Origin of the sequence: Myxococcus sp. XM-1-1-1, from assembly GCF_020037095.1 — a bacterium.
In the GTDB taxonomy this organism is placed as follows: domain Bacteria; phylum Myxococcota; class Myxococcia; order Myxococcales; family Myxococcaceae; genus Myxococcus; species Myxococcus fulvus.
Genome location: NZ_JAIQDH010000034.1, coordinates 62,422 through 83,020, shown reverse-complemented (window position 1 = coordinate 83,020; position 20,599 = coordinate 62,422). Strand labels below are relative to the sequence as shown.

The following is a 20,599-nucleotide window of genomic DNA, read 5'->3' as shown; positions in this document are numbered from 1 at the left end:
TGGATGACCGCCCACAGGCCCTTTCGCTTGCGGGACCGCATTTCGGCTTTAGCTTGGGGTGCATATGAACCGTTCTCCCGTCATGTTCCGCAGGGCCCTGGTCGGCGCGCTCCTGCTCGCCGTCCCGTCGGTCTCCTGGGCCCAGGCTCCGGCGCAGACCGCGCCGGGCAACCTCCAGCCCGCGACGCGGGAGGCGCAGGCGCTGCCGTCGCTGGCTCCGCTGGTGGAGTCGGTGAAGTCCGCCGTCGTCAACGTAGACGTGCAGGCGCGCGGCGGCGGCGGTCCCCGGGGCATGGGCGGTGGCATGGATGACAACCCGCTCTTCGACCGCTTCTTCGGCGGCGGGAGGGGCGGGCGGGAGCCGCTGCGCCAGGGCGCGGGCTCGGGGTTCATCATCGAGCCGACGGGCATCGTCCTCACGAACAACCACGTGGTGGAGGGCGCGGTCTCCATCACCGTGCGCCTGGATGACGGGCGCTCGTTCGCCGGCACCGTGGTGGGCAGGGATCCGCTGACGGACGTCGCGCTCGTGAAGCTCAAGGACAAGGTAGAGGGGCTGCCCACGGTGAAGCTGGGCGACTCGGACGCGCTGCGCGTCGGGGACTGGGTGGTCGCCATCGGCAACCCGTTCGGCCTGGCCTCCAGCGTCAGCCTGGGCATCGTCTCGGCGCGCGCCCGCGACATCGGCGCGAGCCAGTACGACGAGTTCCTCCAGACGGATGCCGCCATCAACCCGGGCAACTCCGGTGGTCCGCTGTTCAACATGAAGGGCGAGGTCGTCGGCATCAACACGGCCATCGTCGGCGGTGGCACCGGCATCGGCTTCGCGGTGCCCAGCAACCTGGTGAAGGCGCTGGTGCCGCAGCTGGAGAAGGACGGCTCCGTCACGCGCGCGTGGCTGGGCGTCGGCATCCAGGATTTGACGCGCGACCTGGCGGGCGCGCTCAAGCTGCCCGTCACCGAGGGCGCCATCCTCACGCAGGTGAACCCGGGCTCTCCCGCGGCGAAGGCGGGGCTGAAGTCCGACGACGTCGTCACCGCCATCGACGGGCAGCAGGTGACGTCCAGCGGCCAGCTCACGCGCACGGTGGCGCTCAAGCGGCCGGGCAGCACGTCCACGCTGACGGTGTTCCGCGAGGGCAAGAAGCAGGACGTGAAGGTGACGCTCGGCACGCGGCCGGACCTGGAGGGCGTGGCCGCGCGCAAGCAGGAGGGGGACGAGTCGCAGGAGAGCTCCCGCCGCGTGGGCGTCAGCCTGCAGAACCTGGATGCGCGCACGGCGCAGCAGGCGGGCTTCACGGACCGCCAGGGCGCGCTCATCACCGACGTGGTGCCGGGCTCTCCCGCGGACCGCGCGCAGCTCGAGGCGGGCATGGTGGTGGTGGAGGTCAATCGCAAGCCGGTGGCCCGGGCGGATGACCTGGCCAAGGCGATTCGCGCCGCGCCCGCGGGCAGCACGCTGCTGCTGCGCGTGACGGGGCCGGGTGGTGGCCGCCTGCTGCGCGCGCTGCGCGTGCCGTAGCGGAGGGATGGCGCACATGAGCGTCAACTACGTCGCGCTCGGAGACAGCACGGCGATGGGCGTGGGCGCGACGCGGGGAGGGGGCTATCCAGAGCGCCTCGCCTCGCGGTTGCGCGGCGATGGCCTGTCACTCGGCTTGACGAACCTGGGCGTCAGCGGCGCGCGCATCCGGGATGTCTTCACCGGCCAGGTCAAGGCGGCGGTGGCCGCGCAGCCGACGCTGGTGACCCTGGGCGTGGGCACCAACGACATCTGGCGCGGCACCGCGCTGGAGGACTTCCGCGAGGACCTGGAGCGGATCGCTCGCAGGCTCAAGCAGACCGGCGCGCCGCTCGTGCTGGTGAACATCGCGGACATGGCGCTGGCGCCGATTGCGCGGATGGTGCCGAGTACCCTCTACGAGGGCCGCATCGAGCCCTTCAACGCCGCCATCGCCGAGGTGGCGCGCGCGGAAGGGCTGCACCTTGTGGACCTGCACTTGGCCAGCCGGGAGATGTTCCCGCGCTCGGCGCACTTCTTCTCGCAGGACGGGTTCCATCCCTCGGATGAGGGCTACGAGGAGTGGGCGGACCTGATGCTGCCCACGGTGCGCACGCTCGTGTCGCGCTGAAGCGGTGGGGTACCCCGGTTTCAGGCCTTGGCCACGCCACCGGGAGGCGTCGACGCGGCGGCCTCCGCGGGAGGCGCGTGGGGGCCGCGCTCACGGCCGGGGTGGATCTCCATCCCCACCTCGAACGCCGTGCTGCGGTTGCGGCCCGTGCGCTTGCTGCAATAGAGGGCCGCGTCCGCGCTGTCGACCAGGCCCTCCTGCGTGGAGGCGTCGCTGGGGAAGTGGGACACGCCGACGGAGACGGTGACGTGTCCTCCGGGCAGCCCCGGCTGCGAGAGCACCAAGTGCTCCGCCACCGCGCGCCGCAGCTTCTCCGCCACGTCCATGGCGTCCTGCTTGGTCGTCTGTGGCAGCAGCAGGACGAACTCCTCGCCGCCGTAGCGCGCCAGCGTGTCCACCTTGCGTACGCGCGTGCGCAGGATGTCGCAGACGCGGCGGAGCGTCTCGTCACCCACGCGGTGGCCCGCGAGGTCATTGAGGCGCTTGAAGTGGTCCACGTCCACCATGAGCAGCGCCAGCGGCGTGCCGAAGCGCTGCGCCCGCGCCAGCTCCAGCTCCATGCGCTGGAACAGGTGGCGCCGGTTGGGGACCCCCGTCAGCGGGTCCGTCATGGTGAGCTTCACCGTCTCCGCGTGCAGCCGCGCGTTCTTCACCGCGGCCGCGGCGATGTCCGCCACGGCGGTGAGCAGCTCGATTTCGCCTGCGGAGAAGCTGGCGATGTGCGGCCGCTGGAAGTTCACCACGCCCAGGAGCGTGCCCGCGTGCACCATGGGCACCGCCAGCAGCGCGCCCGTGTTCAGCGCGTCCGCCGACAGTCCGCGGCGCGCGAAGATGCTCGTCGGGTCCGCTACGTCCGGCAGGTACACCGCCTTGTGCGTCTGCGCCGCGCGTCCACACGCGCCCTCGCCCAGGGCGAAGGTGAGGCCCTCGGAGCCACGGTGCTCCGGCCACGCCTGCCGCACCTCCAGCGCGCCCTCCGGGTTGAGGAGCATGATGGAGAACTCGGGGATCTGCAGCCGCTCCACCACCAGCCGGGTGACGCCGTCGAGCAGCTCGTCCAGCTCCAGCGTGTCGTTGAGCGAGCGGGTGATGTCGAACAGCAGCGACAGCTCCCGCAGGCGGTCCTCGAGCTCGTCCTTGAGCGCGAGCTTCTCCTTCACCAGCTCCAGATCCCGGTGGGTGTCGATCTCCTCCGCCTTCATGGCGGTGAGCCGCGCGAGCATCTGGTTGAAGGCGGCGCCCAGCCGGGCGATTTCATCCGTGCCGCGCACGTCCGCGCGCACCAGCAGGTCTCCGGCCTCCGCGCGCCCCATCGCCGCGCTCAGCCGACGCAGCGGCCGCGTGAGGTTGAAGTGCAGCGAGAGCGCGATGACCAGCGCGAGCAGGATGGCGAACAGCGCCATGGACGCCAGCGCGCCGCCGAACACGTGCGTGAGCTGCTGGTGCAGCGCGGGCTCCAACATCCGCATCTGCAGCACGCTCTCGCCAGGGACCTCACCGCGCGTGTGACAGCCGCCGCACTCCGGTCCGCCCAGGGGACGCACCACCTCGGTGACGCCGTCCGCCGAGCGCGCCGTCTCCGGCCCGGGGCGGGTGAGCCGCTCGGCCTCGCGGTGCCGGGTGCCCACCTCGGACGGGTTGCGAGACCAGCGGATGATGCCGTCCGCCGTCAGCACGCGCACGTCCTCGACCGAGCGGAACAGCCGCGTGTCCGAGTGCAGCACCTCCGTCACCGCCCCGTGCGCCGCGGCGCCAGGAGGCTGCGGCAGCAGGAAGGTGGAGGCGACGAACTCCGCGAGCGCGAGCGACTCCACCTGCGTGGCGTCCTGCACCGCCACCCGGGCCTCGCGCCAGAAGTGACCGACCCCCAGCAGCGCCACCACCAGTCCCGGCAGAGCGATGCTCCAGAGGAGCTTCCGGCCTACGGTGTCGGGACCCAGGGGCATGGCGCGTTCGCGTCACTTCGTTCGAAAAGACGACACTCGTTTCACGAAGAGTCCGCGGAATTGTCAATGGGCTGACGCGGACTGTCAAACGTACTTCCATGGGAAATTTATCATTCCGTTGGCGCATCCGGCTGGCGCGAGCCGACGTCCGCGTGCGTCGCGCGGGGAGGGGAGGTTAGAAGAGGCTTCCCCATGTCGATTGAGTTGCTGACGTCCCGACTGCTCCCAGTCCCTCACGGCTTCGCGACGCGCGCGGGGGGAGTGTCCGAAGGCCCGTTCTCCTCGCTGAACCTGGGTTTCTCCACCGGAGACGCGCGCGAGAAGGTGGAGGAGAACCTGCGCCGGCTCGCGGGTGCGGCGGGTGCTCCGCTGGGCGCGCTGTCCCGCGTGTCACAAGTGCATGGCGACGTGGTGCTGGAGGCGCGCGTCGAGCAGGTGGACGAAGCACTGCGGCCGGTGGAGGGCGAGGCGGACGCGCTGTGGACACAAGTCCCTGGCACCTGGGTGGCGGTGGGGACGGCGGACTGTGTGCCGGTGGTGCTGGTGGACCCGGACGGGCGGCGCGTGGCGGCGATCCACTCGGGGTGGAAGGGGACGGACCTGGTCATCAGCGCGCGCGCCGTGGAGGCGCTGGTGGCGCGGGGGGCCCGGCCGGAGCGGTTGCTCGCGGCGGTGGGGCCTTCCATCCAGCGCTGCTGCTACGAGGTGTCGCAGGAGCTGGGGCAGCGCTTCACGCAGCGCTTCGGCGCGGACGTCGTGGAGGTGGAACGCTCCGGCCGCGTCCGGCTGGACCTGAGCCGGGCGGTGCGGAGGTCGCTGGTGGGCGCGGGGCTGCGGCCGGAGCACGTGGACGTGCTACAGGCCTGTACCGCCTGTGAGCCCTCGCGGTTCTTCTCCCACCGCCGTGACGCGGGGCGCACCGGACGGCACCTGAACCTGGTGGTGAACCGGTTCTAGGGGCGGCTTCCGGCCGTTTTCTTGACGCTCTTGGACGTGCCTTCCTATCCTCGCGGGGGAATTCCCTTGCGTCCATCGAGGCCCGTGCTCGCGCGCTCCGTCATCTTCCGCCTGCTCGTCGCCGCGCCGCTGTGCGCGCTGTGCGCCTGTGCCAACAACGCCGCCTCCCAGGCGGACGTCGGGGCGCTGACGGCCGAGGTGCGCGCGCTGCGTGAGTCGCAGTCCCGGCTGGTGGAGCGGTTGGAGCGCCTGGAGGCCCATGCCGCGGTGGACCGCGCGCGCACGGCTCCCAGCGCCGCCCGGCCCGCGTCCTCCGCGACGGTGCCCGTCACGGCGGTGGAGTCGGGTGGGGCGCTGATGTCCACGCCGGAGCTGTCCGTGGTGAAGCTCAAGCCGCGCTTCGAGCCCGCGCCCAAGCTGAACACGCAGGTGGCGGTGGTGGAGCCGGACTCCGAGCAGATGGAGATGTTCATCAGCCCGGTGGGCGAGGACTCCGCGCCCGTGGCCGCCATCTCCTCCTCGGGCGGCGCCACCCTGGTGAGCACGCGGGGCGAGGACCCCGCGGACCAGCCGGACCCGGACGTGCTCGACGCGGACTACGAGAAGTACGTGTCCATGCTGCGCACCGGCAACGTGGAGGGGGGCGTGCAGCGCCTGCGCCGCTTCTCCGAGGAGAACCCCCGCCACCCGCGCGCGGACAACGCGCTGTACTTCAGCGGGCTGGGGCAGATGGGGCTCAACGACTTCAAGGACGCCGCCAGCACGTTCGAGCGGCTGATCGCCACCTATCCCGCCGGGGACGCCGTGTTGGACGGCATGCTCCGGCTCGCCGAGTGTCGGGTGCGGCTCAACCAGGCCGCGGATGCCCGGGCTCTCTACACGCGCGTCGTCACCCAGTTCCCGGGGACGGCCGCCGCCACGCAGGCGGAGCAGCGGCTCGCCGCGCTCTCGCAGTGAAGTCTTCATCGAAAGGAAGTCGTGCGATGCGCTCCCGGATCCTCACCTCGCTGATGTTGAGCCTCGCCGTCGCCCCCGCCTGGAGCGCGCTCGCGCAGCAGGAGGGTGGCGAGCAGGACGACACGGAGGCTGGCGGAGAGACTGAAGGCGCCGACGTCATGGACGAGGCCCCCGAGCCTCCTTCCGGCGGCACCACCGTGCAACTGCCCCCGGGCGCGCCCAAGGGCCGCGAGAGCGCGCCGGGCACCGTCCACACGGTGCAGGAGGGCGACACGCTGTGGGACCTGTCCCAGCGCTACCTGGACAGCCCCTGGTACTGGCCGAAGGTCTGGTCCTACAACCCGGAGATCGCCAACCCGCACTGGATCTACCCGGGCAACCAGGTGCGCTTCTTCGGCTCCGGCGAGGAGGTCCCCCAGCGCGTGGAGACCGAGCAGGACCCCGGGGACGTGGTCGCGCCCACGGAGCTCGCCGACAACACCGTCACCGTGACGGGGAAGATCGGCTACGACGTGTCCTCGTCGCGCCCCGTGACGACGCAGGGCTTCGTGACGCCGCGTGAGCTGGACGAGGCGGGCCGCATCGAGGGCTCGCCCAACGGCGCGCACATGCTGTCCTTCCCGGACAACGTCTACGTGCGCTTCAAGCGCAAGGCGGACGCGAAGGTGGGCGACCGCTACGTCGTGTTCCACACCACGCAGGCGGTGCACCACCCGCGCACGGGCGCCAAGCTGGGCTACCTGACGGACTTCGCGGGCACGCTGCGCGTGGTGCGCGTGGACAAGGGCCTGGTGACGGCGCAGATCGTCGACACCTGGGACGGCATCGAGCGCGGCTTCCTGGTGGGCCCCTACGGCGAGAAGCTCACCGAGCGCGTGGCCCCGCGTCCGAACACGAACTCCAAGGACCTCAACGCCACGGTCATCACCTCGCTGGTGCCGTACCTGACGCTCCTGGGCGAGCACAACACCATCGTCCTGGACAAGGGCAGCGCGGACGGCGTGCAGCTGGGCAACACCTTCGTCATCCTGCGCCAGGGGGATCCGGCGCGCGCGGTGCTGGGCAAGAAGGTCGTGCCGGCCCAGTCGGAGGCGGACAAGGCGCTGCCCTGGGAGCGCATCGGCACGTGCATGGTGACCGAGGTGAAGGAGCGCACGAACAACTGCCTCATGATGAACTCCCTGGAAGAGGTCTCCACGGGAGATCGCGCGCTCATGCGTCCGAGCGGCGCCGCGCCGGCGACCAGCGCCAGCCGCTGAGTCCGGCAGGAAAAGTGCATCCCCCTCCACGCCGGAGGGGTTGAGTGCTTGACCGGTGGCGGCCCGGTGTTTATGTGTCGCGCCCCTCCCAGGGGACCCATCTTCTATATAGGTGGGTCTCGAGTGGGGGTCGGTATGGCGGACGCTGAGACGGACAGCCTCACGGCGGAGCAGCAGGCGTGCCTGGCGCTCTGGGCCGTTCCCGGCCTGGGGCCGAGGACGCTGGTCTCCCTGCGCGCGTTCGCCGACGGTCGCCTGGCGCCCCTGGCCTCGACTCCTGTACGGGACTGGGTGTCCGACGCGCCGGTTTCCCCACAGGTCCGCCAGAGGCTGGCGGCGGTGGCGGGGCTGCCGGCCGTGGCGGAGCGGCTCCTGGAGCTGTGTCGGACGAGCGGCACGCGGGTGGCGTTCTCCGACGAGCGGGCCTACCCGGAGCGACTGCGGGACGTGGAGGACGCGCCGCCGCTGCTGTTCTTCCGGGGCCAGCCGGGCCCCCCGCGCCGACGGGTGGCGATGGTGGGCAGCCGGCGTCCGGACCAGGGCTTCCTGCCGTTCGCCCGGTCGCTGGCCCGTCAGGTGGCCGAGGGCGGGGTGGGGGTGGTCTCCGGAGCGGCGGCGGGCGTGGACCGGGCGTGTCACTGGGGCGCGCTGGATGCGGGAGGGGAGACCTGGGCGTTCCTGGGGTCGGCGCTGGACGCGTTGGACCCGGCGCAGGCCCGCCTGCTGCCCCACTTCCTGGAGCGGGGTGGGGTGTTCTTCAGCGAGCTGCCGCCTGGGGTCCGGGCGAGCACCACGACGTTCCCCCGGCGCAACCGCCTCATCTCCGGCGCATCGGATGCGGTCCTGGTGGTGAGGGCGGGGGCGGAGTCGGGGAGTCTGTACACGGCCCGGGCGGGGCGGGCGCAGGGACGGCCCGTCCTCGCGATGCCCGGGGACGTGCGGCAGGAGGGGGCGGCGGGCTGCAACGCGCTGTTGCGAGAGGGCCACGCGAGCGCGTGCCTGGACGTGAAGGACGTCTGGCGGGCGGTGGGTGTTGACCCTGGGTGGATGGTGGCGCCGGGCAGGGAGGATTGCTGGGCCCGGCTCTCCGCGGAAGCACGCGGGGCCTATGCGGTGTTGGACCGGATTCCCCGGACGTTCGACGAGGTGCTGGCCGGGAGCACCCTCACGCCGGCCGCGCTGGTGAGCGCGCTGGTGGAGCTGGAGATGACGGGGCTGGTCCTCCAGCACCCGGGCAGGTTGTACGAGAAGCTCTAGGTAGGAGAGTCATGGCCACGCGGACGAAGAAGAAGGCGGAAGAGACCGAGGCGACCGAGGAGAAGGCGCCCCGCAAGGCAGCCGGCAAGGCGGCCGGTCGCACCGCCGCCAAGAAGAAGCCTGCGGCCAAGAAGGCCGCGGCGAAGAAGACGGCCGCCCGTCGGCGCGCGACGAAGAAGGGTGACGACGACGCGCTGCCCTCCGTGGAGGCGGATGCGGAGGAGGAGGCCACGCCGCGCGGCAAGGGGCCGCACTACCTGGTCGTCGTGGAGTCGCCCGCGAAGGCGAAGACCATCAAGAAGTACCTGGGCTCCGGCTACACGGTGAAGGCCTCCGTGGGGCACGTGAAGGACCTGCCCAAGAGCAAGATCGGCGTCGACGTCGAGCACGACTTCCAGCCCGAGTACGAGGTCATCAAGGGCAAGGAGAAGGTGCTCAACGAGCTGAAGAAGATGGCGAAGTCCGCCGACAAGGTCTTCCTGGCCACGGACCCCGACCGCGAGGGCGAGGCCATTGCGTGGCACATCAAGGAAGAGCTGGCGCACCCGGACGCGATGCGGGTGACCTTCAACGAAATCACCAAGAAGGCCATCCAGGAGGCCATCGCCCAGCCGCGCGAGCTGAACCAGGACAACTACGACTCGCAGCAGACGCGCCGCATCCTGGACCGTCTGGTGGGCTATCAGATCTCCCCGCTGCTCTGGCAGAAGATCCGCCGGGGCCTGTCCGCCGGCCGCGTGCAGTCGGTGGCGGTGCGGCTCATCGTGGAGCGCGAGGCGGAGATCAAGGCCTTCGTCCCCGAGGAGTACTGGACGCTGGACGCGCTCCTGGAGGGCCCGTCCGGCCCGCCGCCGTTCAAGGCCAAGCTGTCCAAGGTGGACGGCAAGAAGGTGGAGCTGAAGGACCGCGTCAACACGGAGGCGCTCGTCGCCGAGCTGCAGGGCGCCGCCTTCAACGTGGCCAAGGTGGACCGCCGCGAGCGCCGCCGCAACGCGCCCGCGCCCTTCATCACGTCCAAGCTCCAGCAGGAGGCGGCCAACCGGCTGTCCTTCACCGCGAAGAAGACGATGACGCTGGCCCAGAAGCTCTACGAGGGCGTGCCCCTCGGCGAGGAGGGCCAGACGGCGCTCATCACGTACATGCGCACGGACTCCACGCGTCTGTCGGACGACGCCGTGAAGCAGGTGCGGGAGATGATCGGCACGAAGTACGGCGCGGAGTACCTGCCCGAGGAGCCGGTGGTCTACAAGTCGCGCAAGAGCGCGCAGGACGCCCACGAGGCCATCCGCCCCACGTCGCTGGAGTACCCGCCGGAGCGGGTGCGCCCGTTCTTCGACGCGATGGACGAGCAGGACATGTTCCGGCTCTACGAGCTCATCTGGAACCGGTTCGTGGCGTGCCAGATGAAGCCCGCCGTCTACGACCAGACGAGCGCGGACATCGCCGCGGGCCGGGCCACGTTCCGCGCCTCCGGCAGCACGCTGAAGTTCCCCGGCTACCTCGCGGTGTACGGCGCGGGCCTGACGCCGGAGGAGGAGGCGGAGAAGGAGAAGGCCAAGGCCGCCGGTGACGAGAGCGCGGACGGCGCCGACGCGGTGGGCGACCTGCCGGTGCTCAACGACGGCGACAAGCTGGGGCTGCAGAAGCTCGTGCACGAGCAGCACTTCACCCAGCCGCCCCCGCGCTTCAGCGAGGCCACGCTGGTGAAGGAGCTGGAGGAGAAGGGCATCGGCCGGCCGTCCACGTATGCGGCCATCCTCTCCACCATCCAGGACAAGAAGTACGTGGAGAAGCTGGAGAGCCGCTTCCGGCCCACGGACCTGGGGCAGATGACGAACGAGATGCTCGTCAAGCACTTCCCCCACGAGCTGGACGTCACCTTCACGGCGACGATGGAGGAGAAGCTCGATCAGATCTCCGAGGGCGGCGCCAAGTGGGTGGCGGTGCTGCGCGACTTCTACGGGCCCTTCAAGGACACGCTCGAGAAGGCGAAGGCGGAGATGCGCGACGTCAAGCGCGAGGAGATCAAGACCGACATCGCCTGTGAGAAGTGCGGCAACCACTTCGTCATCAAGTTCGGAAAGATGGGGCACTTCCTCGCCTGCTCGAACTACCCCGACTGCAAGAACACCAAGGACTTCAAGCGGGACGCCGAGGGGAAGATCGTCATCGTCGAGGAGGAGACGACGGACGAGCTGTGCGAGAAGTGCGGCAAGCCCATGGTCATCAAGCGCGGCCGCTTCGGGCGCTTCATGGCGTGCTCGGGCTACCCGGACTGCAAGACGTCCAAGCCCATCTCCATCGGCGTCAACTGCCCGGAGTGCAAGCAGGGCTACCTGACGGAGCGCCGCAGCGGCCGGGGGAAGATCTTCTTCGGCTGCAACCGCTACCCCGACTGCCGCTTCGCCGCCTGGGACCGGCCGCTCGCCGAGTCCTGCCCCCAGTGCGCCTCGCCGTACCTGCTGCAGAAGTTCTCCAAGCGGGACGGGGCGTACATCTCCTGCCCCAACAAGGAGTGCGACTACCGGCGGGAGGTCGCGGAGCAGCCGGGCGTCCCCACGGACCCGGGGACCAGCTCGGCTGCCTGAAAACCCAAGTGTTTACAGGGGGCTGGCCCGTCCGTGGCTTGACAGCTTCGGCGGGCCCGCCCTACAACCCGGCCAATGATTTCCTCGGTGGTCAGCGAGTGGCTGGTCAACGCGAGCCTCGCGGCCGCGGACGCCGGCAAGCTGGGTGTCACGGACTCCGTCATCAAGTTCTTCAAGGATGGCGGTCCGTTCATGTTCGTGAACCTGTTCTGGCTGGCGTGCGCGCTGGCGGTGGCCACCGAGCGCATCGTCACGCTGGTGTTCCGCTACAACCTGAACCCCGCGCCCTTCATGGAGCAGATCTCCAAGCTGGTGCGCAGCGGCAACCTGGACCGGGCGGTGAAGGTCTGCGCCATGGCGCCCAACGCGCCGCTGGCGAAGGTCATCCGCGCGGGGCTGGTGAACGCCAACCGGGGTGAGATCGAGGTGGCCAAGGGCGTGGATGAGGCCATCGTCGAGTACAGCCCGCACGTGACGAAGCGCATCCCCTGGCTGTGGTCCCTGGCGAACATCGCCACGCTGGTGGGCCTGGTGGGCACCATCTTCGGCCTCATCGGGACCTTCCAGGCGCTGGGCAATGTGCCGGCGGAGCAGAAGCAGGTGCTCCTGTCGGAGGGCATCTCCAAGGCGATGAACAACACGGCCTTCGCGCTCTCCATCGCGGTGCTGTGCATCGTGTTCCACCTGTTCCTGACGTCGTACGCCAAGGGCATGGTGGAGAGCCTGGAACTGCACGCGCTGAAGCTGGAGAACCTGCTGTCGCGGCGCGGCGGCGTGGACCCGGCGGCCACGGAGCTCGAGGCTCGCGCGTCGTAGCGCGGGCGGAGCGCGCGTCCATGGCGTTCTACTACTCCCGCCGCAAGCTGAAGGTCCGCGAGGAAGAGGAGTCGGGCGAGCTGAACGTCGTCCCGTACCTCGACATCCTCATGAACCTCATCATCTTCATGCTGCTGTCGATCACCGGCCTGGCCTCGTTCGGCATCCTGAACGTGAGCGCGCCGGCGTACGGCCCTCCGTCGGCGGGCATGACGCAGGAGTCGGCGAGCGACGAGCCGAAGCTGACCTTGTCGGTGCTCATCTCGCGCAAGGGTCACTTCGTCAGCAGCGAGAACGCCATCCTCGGCGAGGCCGGGGCGCCCACGGTGCCCACCCGCGCCGACGGTGACTTCGACTACGCCGCGCTCAACGCGTGGATGGTGAAGATCAAGTCGGAGTTCCCCAAGGAGACCAAGGTCATCGTCGGCGCGGACGCGGACATCCCCTACGACGCGCTCATCCAGACGATGGACGCCATCCGCGAGGAGCAGGGCGCGCAGCGCCGCCTGCTGTTCCCCGACGTCACGCTGGCGGGGACCTGAGCCATGGCCGAGACGCTGCCGCACGTGCCGGAGGTCGTCGACGAGGAGGCCCTCGCGCGGCTGCGCTACCGCCGGGCCCTGGCGCGCAAGAAGCGCAAGGAGCGCGAGGCGGCGGGGGAGATCAAGGAGCTGAACATCACCGCGATGATGGACATGATGACCATCCTCCTGGTGTTCCTGCTCAAGTCCTTCGCCTCGTCCTCCGCGGCGGTGACGGCGTCCGAGGACGTGCGTCCCCCCGTGTCCACCACGCGCGCGACGCCCCGGGACACGGTGGCCGTCACGATCACCCCCAAGAGCATCCTCGTGGGCGAGCGCGAGGTGCTGCGGCTGGTGAACGGTCAGCTCCCGGCCGAGGCCCTCCAGGGCCGGCTGGTGCTCCCGCTCGACGCGCGCCTGAAGAAGGAAGTGGAGAAGCTCAAGTACATCGCGGAGCGCAATCCGCAGGCGCCCTTCAGCCAGGAGCTGTCCGTCATCGCGGACCGCAAGGTGCCGTACGACATGCTCCTGAGCGTGCTCTACACGGCGGGACAGAACGAGCTGGAGAACTACCGCTTCGTCGTCCTCAAGAAGGACGGAGACTGAAGGCGCCCCCTGGCGTGAGTCAGGGAGCGCCCGGCCCGTGTCCGTGTCCCGCGTCGCCTAGAGGGACGGCGTGGCGTAGTGGCCGCCGCGCATCTCCTGCTCGTGCGCGGTGGCGTCCTCCTCGCAGCGGATGGCGAAGGGCAGGGCCTCCAGGCGCTCCTTGGAGATCTCCTGGCCGCAGTCCACGCACTCGCCGAAGACGCCCATGTCCATGCGCCGCAGCGCGGCGTCGATGAGCATGATTTCACGCCGCTGGGCCTCCATCAGGCTGGACAGGGTGTAGTCCGCCAGCTCCGACTGGGCCTGCTCCTCGTATTCGGGGTCGCGCTCCTGCTCCTTGAGCGCCGTCAGCTCGCGGTGCGCGCCGTCGCTCGTGGTGAGGATTTCCCGCCTGCGGCGCTGGAGTATCTCGCGTACCCTCAGCAAGTCTTGGGCTCGGCTCATGATGGGCCTCGTCTTCGTGGATGCTGCTTCGAGTGCGTCTTGCGCTCGCTCGGAAGCACGCGGCCCCGAGCGACGAACGCGAGAAACGTAGGGGTGCAACCCAGGTGCGGAAACCGCGCCTTCCAACGGGGGGCAAAGGTGGCTCGGGGGGCGGGCGGGCGGACACGGCGGCCTGTCCCCGACGACGGGTTGACGCTCGTGGATTCACGGTCGGGACAGGGCGTGCCAGTCCTGCTAACTGTTGGCTGACGGGCACGCGCGCGTGGGCGCTCCCGGGAGGACGCGGATGTCGGACGTGAAGCAGCGGGTGACGGTGATTGGCGGCGGTCTCGCGGGCACGGAGTGCGCGTACCAGCTCGCCCGCAGGGGCGTGCCGGTGGTGCTGCGCGAGATGAAGCCCCACAAGCGCTCGCCAGCGCACAAGTCGGATTCTCTCGCGGAGCTGGTGTGCAGCAACTCGCTGCGCTCGGACAACCCGGAGAGCGCCATCGGCCTGCTGCACGCGGAGCTGCGGGATTTGGGCTCGGTGGTGCTGTCGAGCGCGGATGCGCACCGGGTGCCCGCGGGCGACGCGCTGGCGGTGGAGCGCGAGGGGTTCTCCCAGGCCATCACCCAGGCGCTGAGGAACTCCGGCGGCGTGGAGCTGGTGGCGGGCGAGGTGGAGACGCTGCCCGAGGAGGGCCCCGTGGTGGTGGCCACCGGGCCGCTGACGTCCGACGCCCTGACGCGCGAGCTGGAGCGGCACGTGGGGCAGAAGCTCTATTTCTACGACTCCATCGCCCCCATCCTGTCGGCGGACTCCATCGACCTGACGGTGGCCTTCCGGCAGAGCCGCTATGGCAAGGGCGGCGGGGACGACTACCTGAACCTGCCGATGAACCGCGAGGAGTACTACCGGTTCATCGCGGAGCTGAAGGCGGGCCAGAAGGTGGTTCCGCACAGTTTCGAGGAACCGAAATACTTCGAAGGCTGTCTGCCCATCGAGGTGATGGCGGAACGCGGCGACGACACGCTGGCCTACGGGCCGATGAAGCCGGTGGGGCTGAGGGACCCGCGCACGGGCAAGGAGCCCCATGCCGTGGTGCAGCTGCGCATGGAGGACCGCGCGGGCACGGCGTGGAACATGGTGGGCTTCCAGACGCGCCTGACGTGGGGTGAGCAGAAGCGCATCTTCACCACCTGCATCCCCGGCCTGCAGAACGCGGACTTCCTGCGGATGGGGCAGATCCACCGCAACACGTTCATCGACTCGCCGCGCCTGTTGTCGAGCGACCTGTCGCTCAAGAGCGAGCCCCGGGTGTTCTTCGCGGGGCAGGTGTCGGGCGTGGAGGGGTACGTGGAGAGCGCGGCGTGCGGCTATCTGGTGGCGCTGGCGCTGCATGCGCGGCTGAGCGGCAAGCCGTGGGTTCCGCCCCCGGCGACGACGGCGCTGGGCGCGCTGTTCCGGCATGTGACGGGCGAAGCGCACCCGCCGGACTACCCGCATCAGCCCTCCAACATCATCTTCGGCCTCTTCCCGCCGCTGACGGGGCGGATGAAGAAGGCGGAGAAGCGGGTGGCGTATTCGGCCCGCGCGAGGACGGACCTGGCGGCGTGGCTGCCACACGCGGGTGTCCCGGCATCGGGCGCCCCGGAGCACGAGGAGCAGAGGAGCGCATGATTCGGCCGAGGCTGGGACGACTTCTGGGCGCGGGGCTGGTCGCCTCGCTCGTGGTGGCTGGCGGCGGATGCAAGAAGAGCGAGGACGCGAAGCCGGCGGGGAGCCCGTCGGCCGCGACTCCCTCGGCGGCGGCGCCGAGCGCGCCGGCCGCGCCGAGCCCCACCGGGCGGGCTCCGGCGGGCGCGGGGCAGGGGCTGCTGCTGGACGCGGGCCGCGCGGCGGACCTGCGGCTCACGTCGGATGGGCGCTTCGCCACGTACCTGATGAACGGGCAGAAGCCCCGGCTGGACGGTGTGCCGCCGCAGATGCTGCTGGGCGAGCTGCGCGTGGTGCCGGTGGAGGGAGGGGAGCCTCGCAAGCTGGGCGACAGCGTGACGAACGTGCCGGGCGGGCTCTTGTTCTCGGCCGACTCGCGCTACGCGCTGTACCTCACCGGCTACAACCCGGCCTCGCAGTCGGGCACGCTCAACGTGGCGACGCTCGACGACGCGAAGGCGGAGCCGGCGGTGCTCGGCACGGCCGTCAGCTACATGCTGCCCTCGCCGGATGGAACGAAGGTGGCGTTCGTCGACGGCGGCAAGCTGAAGCTGGGGCCGCTGCCCGCGGGGCCCTTCGTCGACGTGGCGGCCGAGGTGAGCACGGCGCAGTTCACCGCCGACGGCAAGGCGCTCCTGTTCAAGCGGCGGCTGTCCGCGGCGGGCGGACTGGCGGTCGTCACCGTGGACAAGCCGGAGGCCGCGCCGCGCAAGCTGGCGGACCAGGTGGGCGACTACTCGGTGTCGCCGGATGGCCAGCGCGTGGCCTTCCAGGTGCGCAGCGAGTCCGTGCGCGGGCTCTATGACCTCTACCTGGCGGAGCTGCCCGCGGAGAAGCCCAAGCGGCTGGCCGTCGCGTCGCAGTCGTTCGGCTTCTCTCCGGACGGCAAGTGGCTGGCGCGCTCGGAGAACGGCAAGCCGGACGTGCCGGGGGACTTGTACGTGGGCCCCGCGGCGGGCGGCCCGGGCCGCAAGGTGGGCGAGCGCGTGGAGACCTTCGCCTTCTCGCCGGACTCGCAGGCGGTGGGCTTCCTGGACAAGTACGACGTGACGGCGCGCGCGGGGTTGATGGCGGTGGCGTCGCTGCCGGACGGCGCGCCCAAGCGGGTGGGGGACCGGGTGCCCAACTTCGTGTGGGGCTCGGACGCGCGCTACGTGGCGTTCCTCTCGCGCTTCCTCAAGCCCGAGTACTCGGTGGACCTGATGCTCTATCCGCTGGGCGCGGAGAAGGCGGAGAAGGTGCACCGGGGCGTGTTCGGCTACGGCTTCATGCCGGGCAACGGCCAGGTGGTGTTCCGCTCGAACTGCATCCGCAACGGCCGCGCGTGTGACTTCAAGGCGCTGGAGCTGCCCCAGAAGGCCGAGCCGCAGACGTGGCTCCAGGGCATCTTCAGCTACAAGCTGTCCACGGATGGCAAGCGCGTGCTGGCCACGTACGCCCGCATGGACTCGGACACGTACGACATCGCCGTGTACGACGCGAAGACGCAGGCGCGAAAGCCGCTGGACCAGGGCGTCCAGGTGCCCGTGTACTTCGGCGGCAAGGAGGACTCGCGCGCCGTCTACATCATCGCGCAGGGGCCCAAGGCGGGCGTCTACAGCGTGAGCGCGCTGCCCTGACCCGGAGGACCTCGGGACTCACCGGAGCGTGAGCTGGAAGCTCACGCCTCCGTCCCCGATGCTGAAGCCCGCGTGCGGGCCGAAGGCGAGCACGGAGAAGAGCGCCACGCCCAGGCATGCGAGCACCACCTTGTGGCCGGTGCGCAGCGAGTGGAAGAAGGTCGTCTCGTAGTTGGCGCCCACGAAGCGCAGCGCGAAGAAGAACCCCACGGGCAGCAGTGGGGTGTCGTTCACCGTGAACCAGAGACTGGAGAGCGCGAGCAGCTGGAAGTAGCGCTTGCGGCTCAGGTGGAAACGGTCGTCGTACTCGGTGGTGGCGGCGGTGTGCATCGGCTCCCTCGCGGAGGTGAAGCGGTGTGCCGCCGACGGGTGCAGGGGCCTCGCCAGCGGGAGGCACGTCGTTCCGATGGCTTGGCCCGCGCCGTCGTCCTGGCCCGGAGACACCGGGTCCGGGATGACAACCCAGGAGTCCCTCGCTCGGTGTCGCCCGAGGGTCCTCGGGTGTGCTTAGGTCCGCGGCGCGCATGACTTCGACTCCGCTCACGTATCGCCGCTATGGCGGCTCGCTCCAGGTCGACATCCCCACCTTCGACGTGCTCGTGGAGGCCTCGCGCATCCCCGAGACGCAGTGGATTGCCACGGCGTGCCCGTTGGAGGGCTTGAGCTGTGACCCGGCCTTCCTCAAGTTCCTCGACACGGATGGCAATGGCCGAGTCCGCGTGGCGGAGGTACGCAGCGCGGTGGACTGGGCCGCTCGACACCTGAAGGACCGGCGCGGCGCGGACGCGAGCAGCGACGTGCTGGAGCTCAACGCGCTGTCCTCGGAGGGGGCCCCGCTGCGGAGCGCGGCGGAGATGATCCTGCGCACCGTGGGCGCGGCGGACACGGGCCGAATCTCCCTGGCCCAGGTCCGCGCCAGCGACGACGCGCTGCGCAAGGCGGGGCAGAACGGCGACGGCATCATCGCCCCGGATCGGCTGCCGGAGTCCCTGCGTCCGCTCGCCCGCGACATCATGGCGTCCTTCCCCGAGGTGAAGAACCGCGCGGGGGAGGCGGGCGTCGACAAGCCCATGCTCCAGCGCTTCCGCGACGAGCGTCAGGCGCTGCTCACGCACCTGGGCAAGCGCGGCGACGTCTTCGTCTGGGGCGAGGAGAGCGAGGCGCGCGCGAAGCGCATCCGCGAGGTGGCGCCGCTCCTGGACGCGTACTTCCTGCAGTGCCGGCTCGTCGCCGCGCAGCCCGAGGCGGCGGCGGCTCTGCGGCTGCGCGCGGAGCGGGTGGAGGGCGCGCTCGGTGACACGGCCGCGCTGGGCAAGGCCGCGGGCGACCTGCCGATTGCTCCTCCCGACGCGGCGGGTGTGCTCGAGTGGTCGCGCCTCTTGCGCGGCCCCGCGTACGAGCAGCTCCAGGCATTCCGTCGCGACGTCGCGGCGCCGCTGACGGGGGACCCGGAGCGCCTGACGGACACGGCGTGGCGCGAGCTGGTGGCGAAGGCGGACGCGGTGCTCGCGTGGTTCGCGACGCGCGACGCGAGCCCCCTGCACAAGCTGGCCGGCTCGCTGGAGACGGTGTCGCTCGCGGACGTGGATGCGCTCGACGCCGCGAGCCAGGCGGACCTCGCGCTGGCGCCCACGCTCGCGTCCATCGTCGAACTGGAGCGGCTGGTGCTCTACCAGCGCTGGCTGCTGGTGTTCGCCAACAACTTCATCAGCATGCCAAACCTGTACCTGCCCAAGGCCCCGGCGCTGATGGAGCGCGGGACGCTCATCCTCGGCGGGCGCAAGTACACGCTGTCGGTGCTCGCGAAGAACCGCGCCGAGCACGCCGCGCTGACGAGCCAGGGCACCACGTGCATCCTCTACGTCATGGTCGCGCCCAAGGACGGCACGCCCGGCTACGAGGTGGCGGTGCCCGTCACGCGCGGTCGCAGCACGGACCTGGTCGTGGGCAAGCGCGGCGTCTTCTACGACGTCGATGACCAGGAGCACGACGCCACGGTGACGCACGTCATCCGTCAGCCCGTGTCGCTGTGGGAGTCGATGACCATGCCCTTCACGCGCATGGCCGGCTTCATCACCAGCAAGGTGGAGGGCATGGCCACCGCGGGCGAGAAGACCTTCGACGCGACGCTGGAGGAGGGCTACGCGAAGACGGTGGCCGCGGCCCCATCCCCCACCGCGCCCCCGGCTCCGGCCACGGCGGCGCCCGCTCCCGCTCCCGCGGCGGCGCCTGGCGGGCTCGCGGGGGTCATCGCGGCCGGCAGCATCGCGGCCGCGGCGCTCGGCTCCTCGTTCGCGTTCATCGTCTCGCAGGTGAAGTCCCTGACGCTGGGGGACGTCATCACGGCCGCGTCGCTCATCGCCATCGCGGTGATGGCGCCGGCGGGGCTGCTCGGCTGGCTGAAGCTGCGTCGGCGCAACCTGGCGCTGCTGCTGGAGGGCTCCGGCTGGGCGCTCAATGATCGGCTGATGCTCACGCGCGGGCTGTCCACGCTGGTGACGCGCCGGCCCCGGCTGCCCAAGGGCGCGCGCGTGGACCACCGAGACATGGTCCGCCCGGCGCTGCTCGCCCAGCAGGACGAGGATGGCGAGCAGGAGGGGCTGTCCTGGTGGTCCCGCCTGGGGCTCGCGGCGCTGGTGCTGTTCATCCTGCTCTGGCAGGTGCGCAACCCCATCCTCACCTGGATGTGCCAGAAGGCCTGGCTGTCGGACGCCACGTGCGTGGCGCTGCTGCCCACGCCTCCCGTCGCGCCGGTCGTCGTGCCCACCGCCCCGGCCGTGCCGACGAAGTAGGGGTTTCGTGGGGCCCGGAATCTTGCGAGGCTCTCCGGGCCCCCTACGCTCGACCTCGCCATGACGAACCTGTCGCCGCTCTTGGAGAAGTTCCGGGTCCACCTGGAGGACGAGAAGGGCTCGTCCCCGCACACGGTGCGCAACTACCTGGTCGACCTGGTGGACTACGAGCGCTACCTGGTCGAGCGGATGAAGTCGTCCCTGCTCGCCGGCACGCACGCGGCGATTCGCGGCTACCTGGGCACCCTGAGCGTGGACCACGCGCCCGCCAGCCGCGCGCGGCGCCTGGCCTCCATCAAGTCCTTCTACAAGTACCTGGTGCGCCAGAAGCTCTTGCCCGCCAGCCCCGCCAAGCTGGTGAAGAGCCCGAAGCTGCCCAAGGCGCTCCCCAAGGTGCTGCCGGTGGAGGAGGTCTTCGCGCTGCTCGACGTGCACGACTTGAAGTCCGTGCTCGGCCTGCGCGACAAGGCCATCCTGGAGATGCTCTACGGCGGCGGGCTGCGCATCAGCGAGCTGTGTGACCTGGACCTGCTCGCCGTGGACCGGAGCGGCCGCATCGTCCGGGTCATGGGCAAGGGCAGCAAGGAGCGCCTGGTGCCCGTCAACGCGCAGGCCATCCGCTCGCTGGAGGCGTACCTGGCGCGCCGGGGAGAGCTGCTCGCGGAGCCCAGGCCGGGGCAGGCGCCGGAGGCCATCTTCCTCAACTTCCGCGGCGGCCGGCTGACGCCCCGGAGCATCCGCCGACACCTGGACCAGCACGTGCTCAAGTGCGCGCTGGCGCGCAAGGTGAGTCCGCACGCGTTGCGTCACTCGTTCGCCACGCACCTGCTCGGTGGGGGCGCGGACATCCGCAGCATCCAGGAGCTGCTGGGCCACGCGAGCCTGTCCACCACGCAGCGGTATACCCACGTCAGCTGGGAGCAGCTCCAGCAGGTCTACGACGCCGCCCACCCTCGCGCCTGAGAAACGGTGCGGGAGCGGACAGGCGGGCGGTGTTCCTTGGAAACGC

At 70.6% G+C, this 20,599-nt stretch carries 17 protein-coding genes; 14 read left to right on the top strand and 3 right to left on the bottom strand.

The window, feature by feature from the left end; genetic code table 11:
- The first annotated feature begins 64 nt into the window (after window positions 1-64).
- Both K8640_RS39340 and K8640_RS39335 read left to right on the top strand, forming a co-directional pair.
- A complete protein-coding gene (locus K8640_RS39340) occupies window positions 65-1,522 on the top strand; it encodes a trypsin-like peptidase domain-containing protein (RefSeq protein WP_223751777.1) in 1,458 nt (485 codons plus the stop codon).
- A 16-nt stretch (window positions 1,523-1,538) separates the two neighbouring features.
- Window positions 1,539-2,132, top strand: a complete 594-nt coding sequence (locus K8640_RS39335; protein ID WP_223751776.1) for an SGNH/GDSL hydrolase family protein — start codon at window positions 1,539-1,541, stop codon at window positions 2,130-2,132.
- Window positions 2,133-2,152: 20 nt separating this feature from the next.
- On the opposite strand, the gene K8640_RS39330 is transcribed toward K8640_RS39335, so the two are convergent.
- A complete protein-coding gene (locus tag K8640_RS39330) occupies window positions 2,153-4,078 on the bottom strand; it encodes a diguanylate cyclase (RefSeq protein WP_223751775.1) in 1,926 nt (641 codons plus the stop codon).
- Window positions 4,079-4,270: 192 nt separating this feature from the next.
- Between K8640_RS39330 and pgeF the strand changes: the two genes are divergently transcribed.
- The 8 genes from pgeF (at window position 4,271) to K8640_RS39290 (ending at window position 13,039) form a co-directional block, all read left to right on the top strand.
- Window positions 4,271-5,035, top strand: a complete 765-nt coding sequence (pgeF, locus tag K8640_RS39325) for a peptidoglycan editing factor PgeF (RefSeq protein WP_223751774.1) — start codon at window positions 4,271-4,273, stop codon at window positions 5,033-5,035.
- Window positions 5,036-5,119: 84 nt separating this feature from the next.
- The gene (locus tag K8640_RS39320) at window positions 5,120-5,992 is read left to right on the top strand and encodes a tetratricopeptide repeat protein (RefSeq protein ID WP_223751781.1); all 873 of its coding nucleotides are present in this window, start codon (window positions 5,120-5,122) and stop codon (window positions 5,990-5,992) included.
- 26 nt (window positions 5,993-6,018) lie between these two features.
- A complete protein-coding gene (locus K8640_RS39315) occupies window positions 6,019-7,251 on the top strand; it encodes a LysM peptidoglycan-binding domain-containing protein (RefSeq protein ID WP_223751773.1) in 1,233 nt (410 codons plus the stop codon).
- Window positions 7,252-7,386: 135 nt separating this feature from the next.
- A complete protein-coding gene (locus K8640_RS39310; protein WP_223751772.1) occupies window positions 7,387-8,508 on the top strand; it encodes a DNA-processing protein DprA in 1,122 nt (373 codons plus the stop codon).
- Window positions 8,509-8,519: 11 nt separating this feature from the next.
- The gene (gene topA, locus K8640_RS39305; RefSeq protein ID WP_223751771.1) at window positions 8,520-11,096 is read left to right on the top strand and encodes a type I DNA topoisomerase; all 2,577 of its coding nucleotides are present in this window, start codon (window positions 8,520-8,522) and stop codon (window positions 11,094-11,096) included.
- A gap of 75 nt (window positions 11,097-11,171) precedes the next feature.
- Window positions 11,172-11,912, top strand: a complete 741-nt coding sequence (locus K8640_RS39300) for a MotA/TolQ/ExbB proton channel family protein (protein ID WP_223751770.1) — start codon at window positions 11,172-11,174, stop codon at window positions 11,910-11,912.
- Between the two features lie 20 nt (window positions 11,913-11,932).
- A complete protein-coding gene (locus K8640_RS39295; protein WP_074957437.1) occupies window positions 11,933-12,454 on the top strand; it encodes a biopolymer transporter ExbD in 522 nt (173 codons plus the stop codon).
- A 3-nt stretch (window positions 12,455-12,457) separates the two neighbouring features.
- On the top strand, window positions 12,458-13,039 hold the full coding sequence (locus K8640_RS39290) for a biopolymer transporter ExbD (protein WP_141329650.1): 582 nt from the start codon (window positions 12,458-12,460) through the stop codon (window positions 13,037-13,039).
- A gap of 57 nt (window positions 13,040-13,096) precedes the next feature.
- Here the strand turns inward: K8640_RS39290 and K8640_RS39285 are convergent, their stop codons facing one another.
- Window positions 13,097-13,483 carry a TraR/DksA C4-type zinc finger protein gene (locus tag K8640_RS39285; RefSeq protein WP_141329652.1) on the bottom strand — a complete coding sequence of 129 codons (387 nt, stop codon included), beginning with the start codon at window positions 13,481-13,483 and terminating at the stop codon, window positions 13,097-13,099.
- A gap of 286 nt (window positions 13,484-13,769) precedes the next feature.
- Between K8640_RS39285 and trmFO the strand changes: the two genes are divergently transcribed.
- On the top strand, window positions 13,770-15,143 hold the full coding sequence (trmFO, locus tag K8640_RS39280) for a methylenetetrahydrofolate--tRNA-(uracil(54)-C(5))-methyltransferase (FADH(2)-oxidizing) TrmFO (protein ID WP_223751769.1): 1,374 nt from the start codon (window positions 13,770-13,772) through the stop codon (window positions 15,141-15,143).
- On the top strand, window positions 15,140-16,798 hold the full coding sequence (locus K8640_RS39275; protein ID WP_223751768.1) for a gliding motility protein: 1,659 nt from the start codon (window positions 15,140-15,142) through the stop codon (window positions 16,796-16,798). Before trmFO ends, K8640_RS39275 begins: the two co-directional genes overlap by 4 nt.
- An 18-nt stretch (window positions 16,799-16,816) precedes the next feature.
- On the opposite strand, the gene K8640_RS39270 is transcribed toward K8640_RS39275, so the two are convergent.
- On the bottom strand, window positions 16,817-17,128 hold the full coding sequence (locus K8640_RS39270; protein ID WP_223751767.1) for a hypothetical protein: 312 nt from the start codon (window positions 17,126-17,128) through the stop codon (window positions 16,817-16,819).
- 194 nt (window positions 17,129-17,322) lie between these two features.
- Here K8640_RS39270 and K8640_RS39265 point away from each other — a divergent pair, with 194 nt between their 5' ends.
- Together K8640_RS39265 and K8640_RS39260 are read left to right on the top strand one after the other, a co-directional pair.
- Window positions 17,323-19,590 carry a kinesin gene (locus K8640_RS39265; RefSeq protein ID WP_223751766.1) on the top strand — a complete coding sequence of 756 codons (2,268 nt, stop codon included), beginning with the start codon at window positions 17,323-17,325 and terminating at the stop codon, window positions 19,588-19,590.
- Window positions 19,591-19,650: 60 nt separating this feature from the next.
- Window positions 19,651-20,553: a tyrosine recombinase XerC gene (locus K8640_RS39260; RefSeq protein ID WP_223751765.1), complete on the top strand. Its 903-nt coding sequence runs from the start codon at window positions 19,651-19,653 to the stop codon at window positions 20,551-20,553.
- Window positions 20,554-20,599 lie beyond the last annotated feature (46 nt).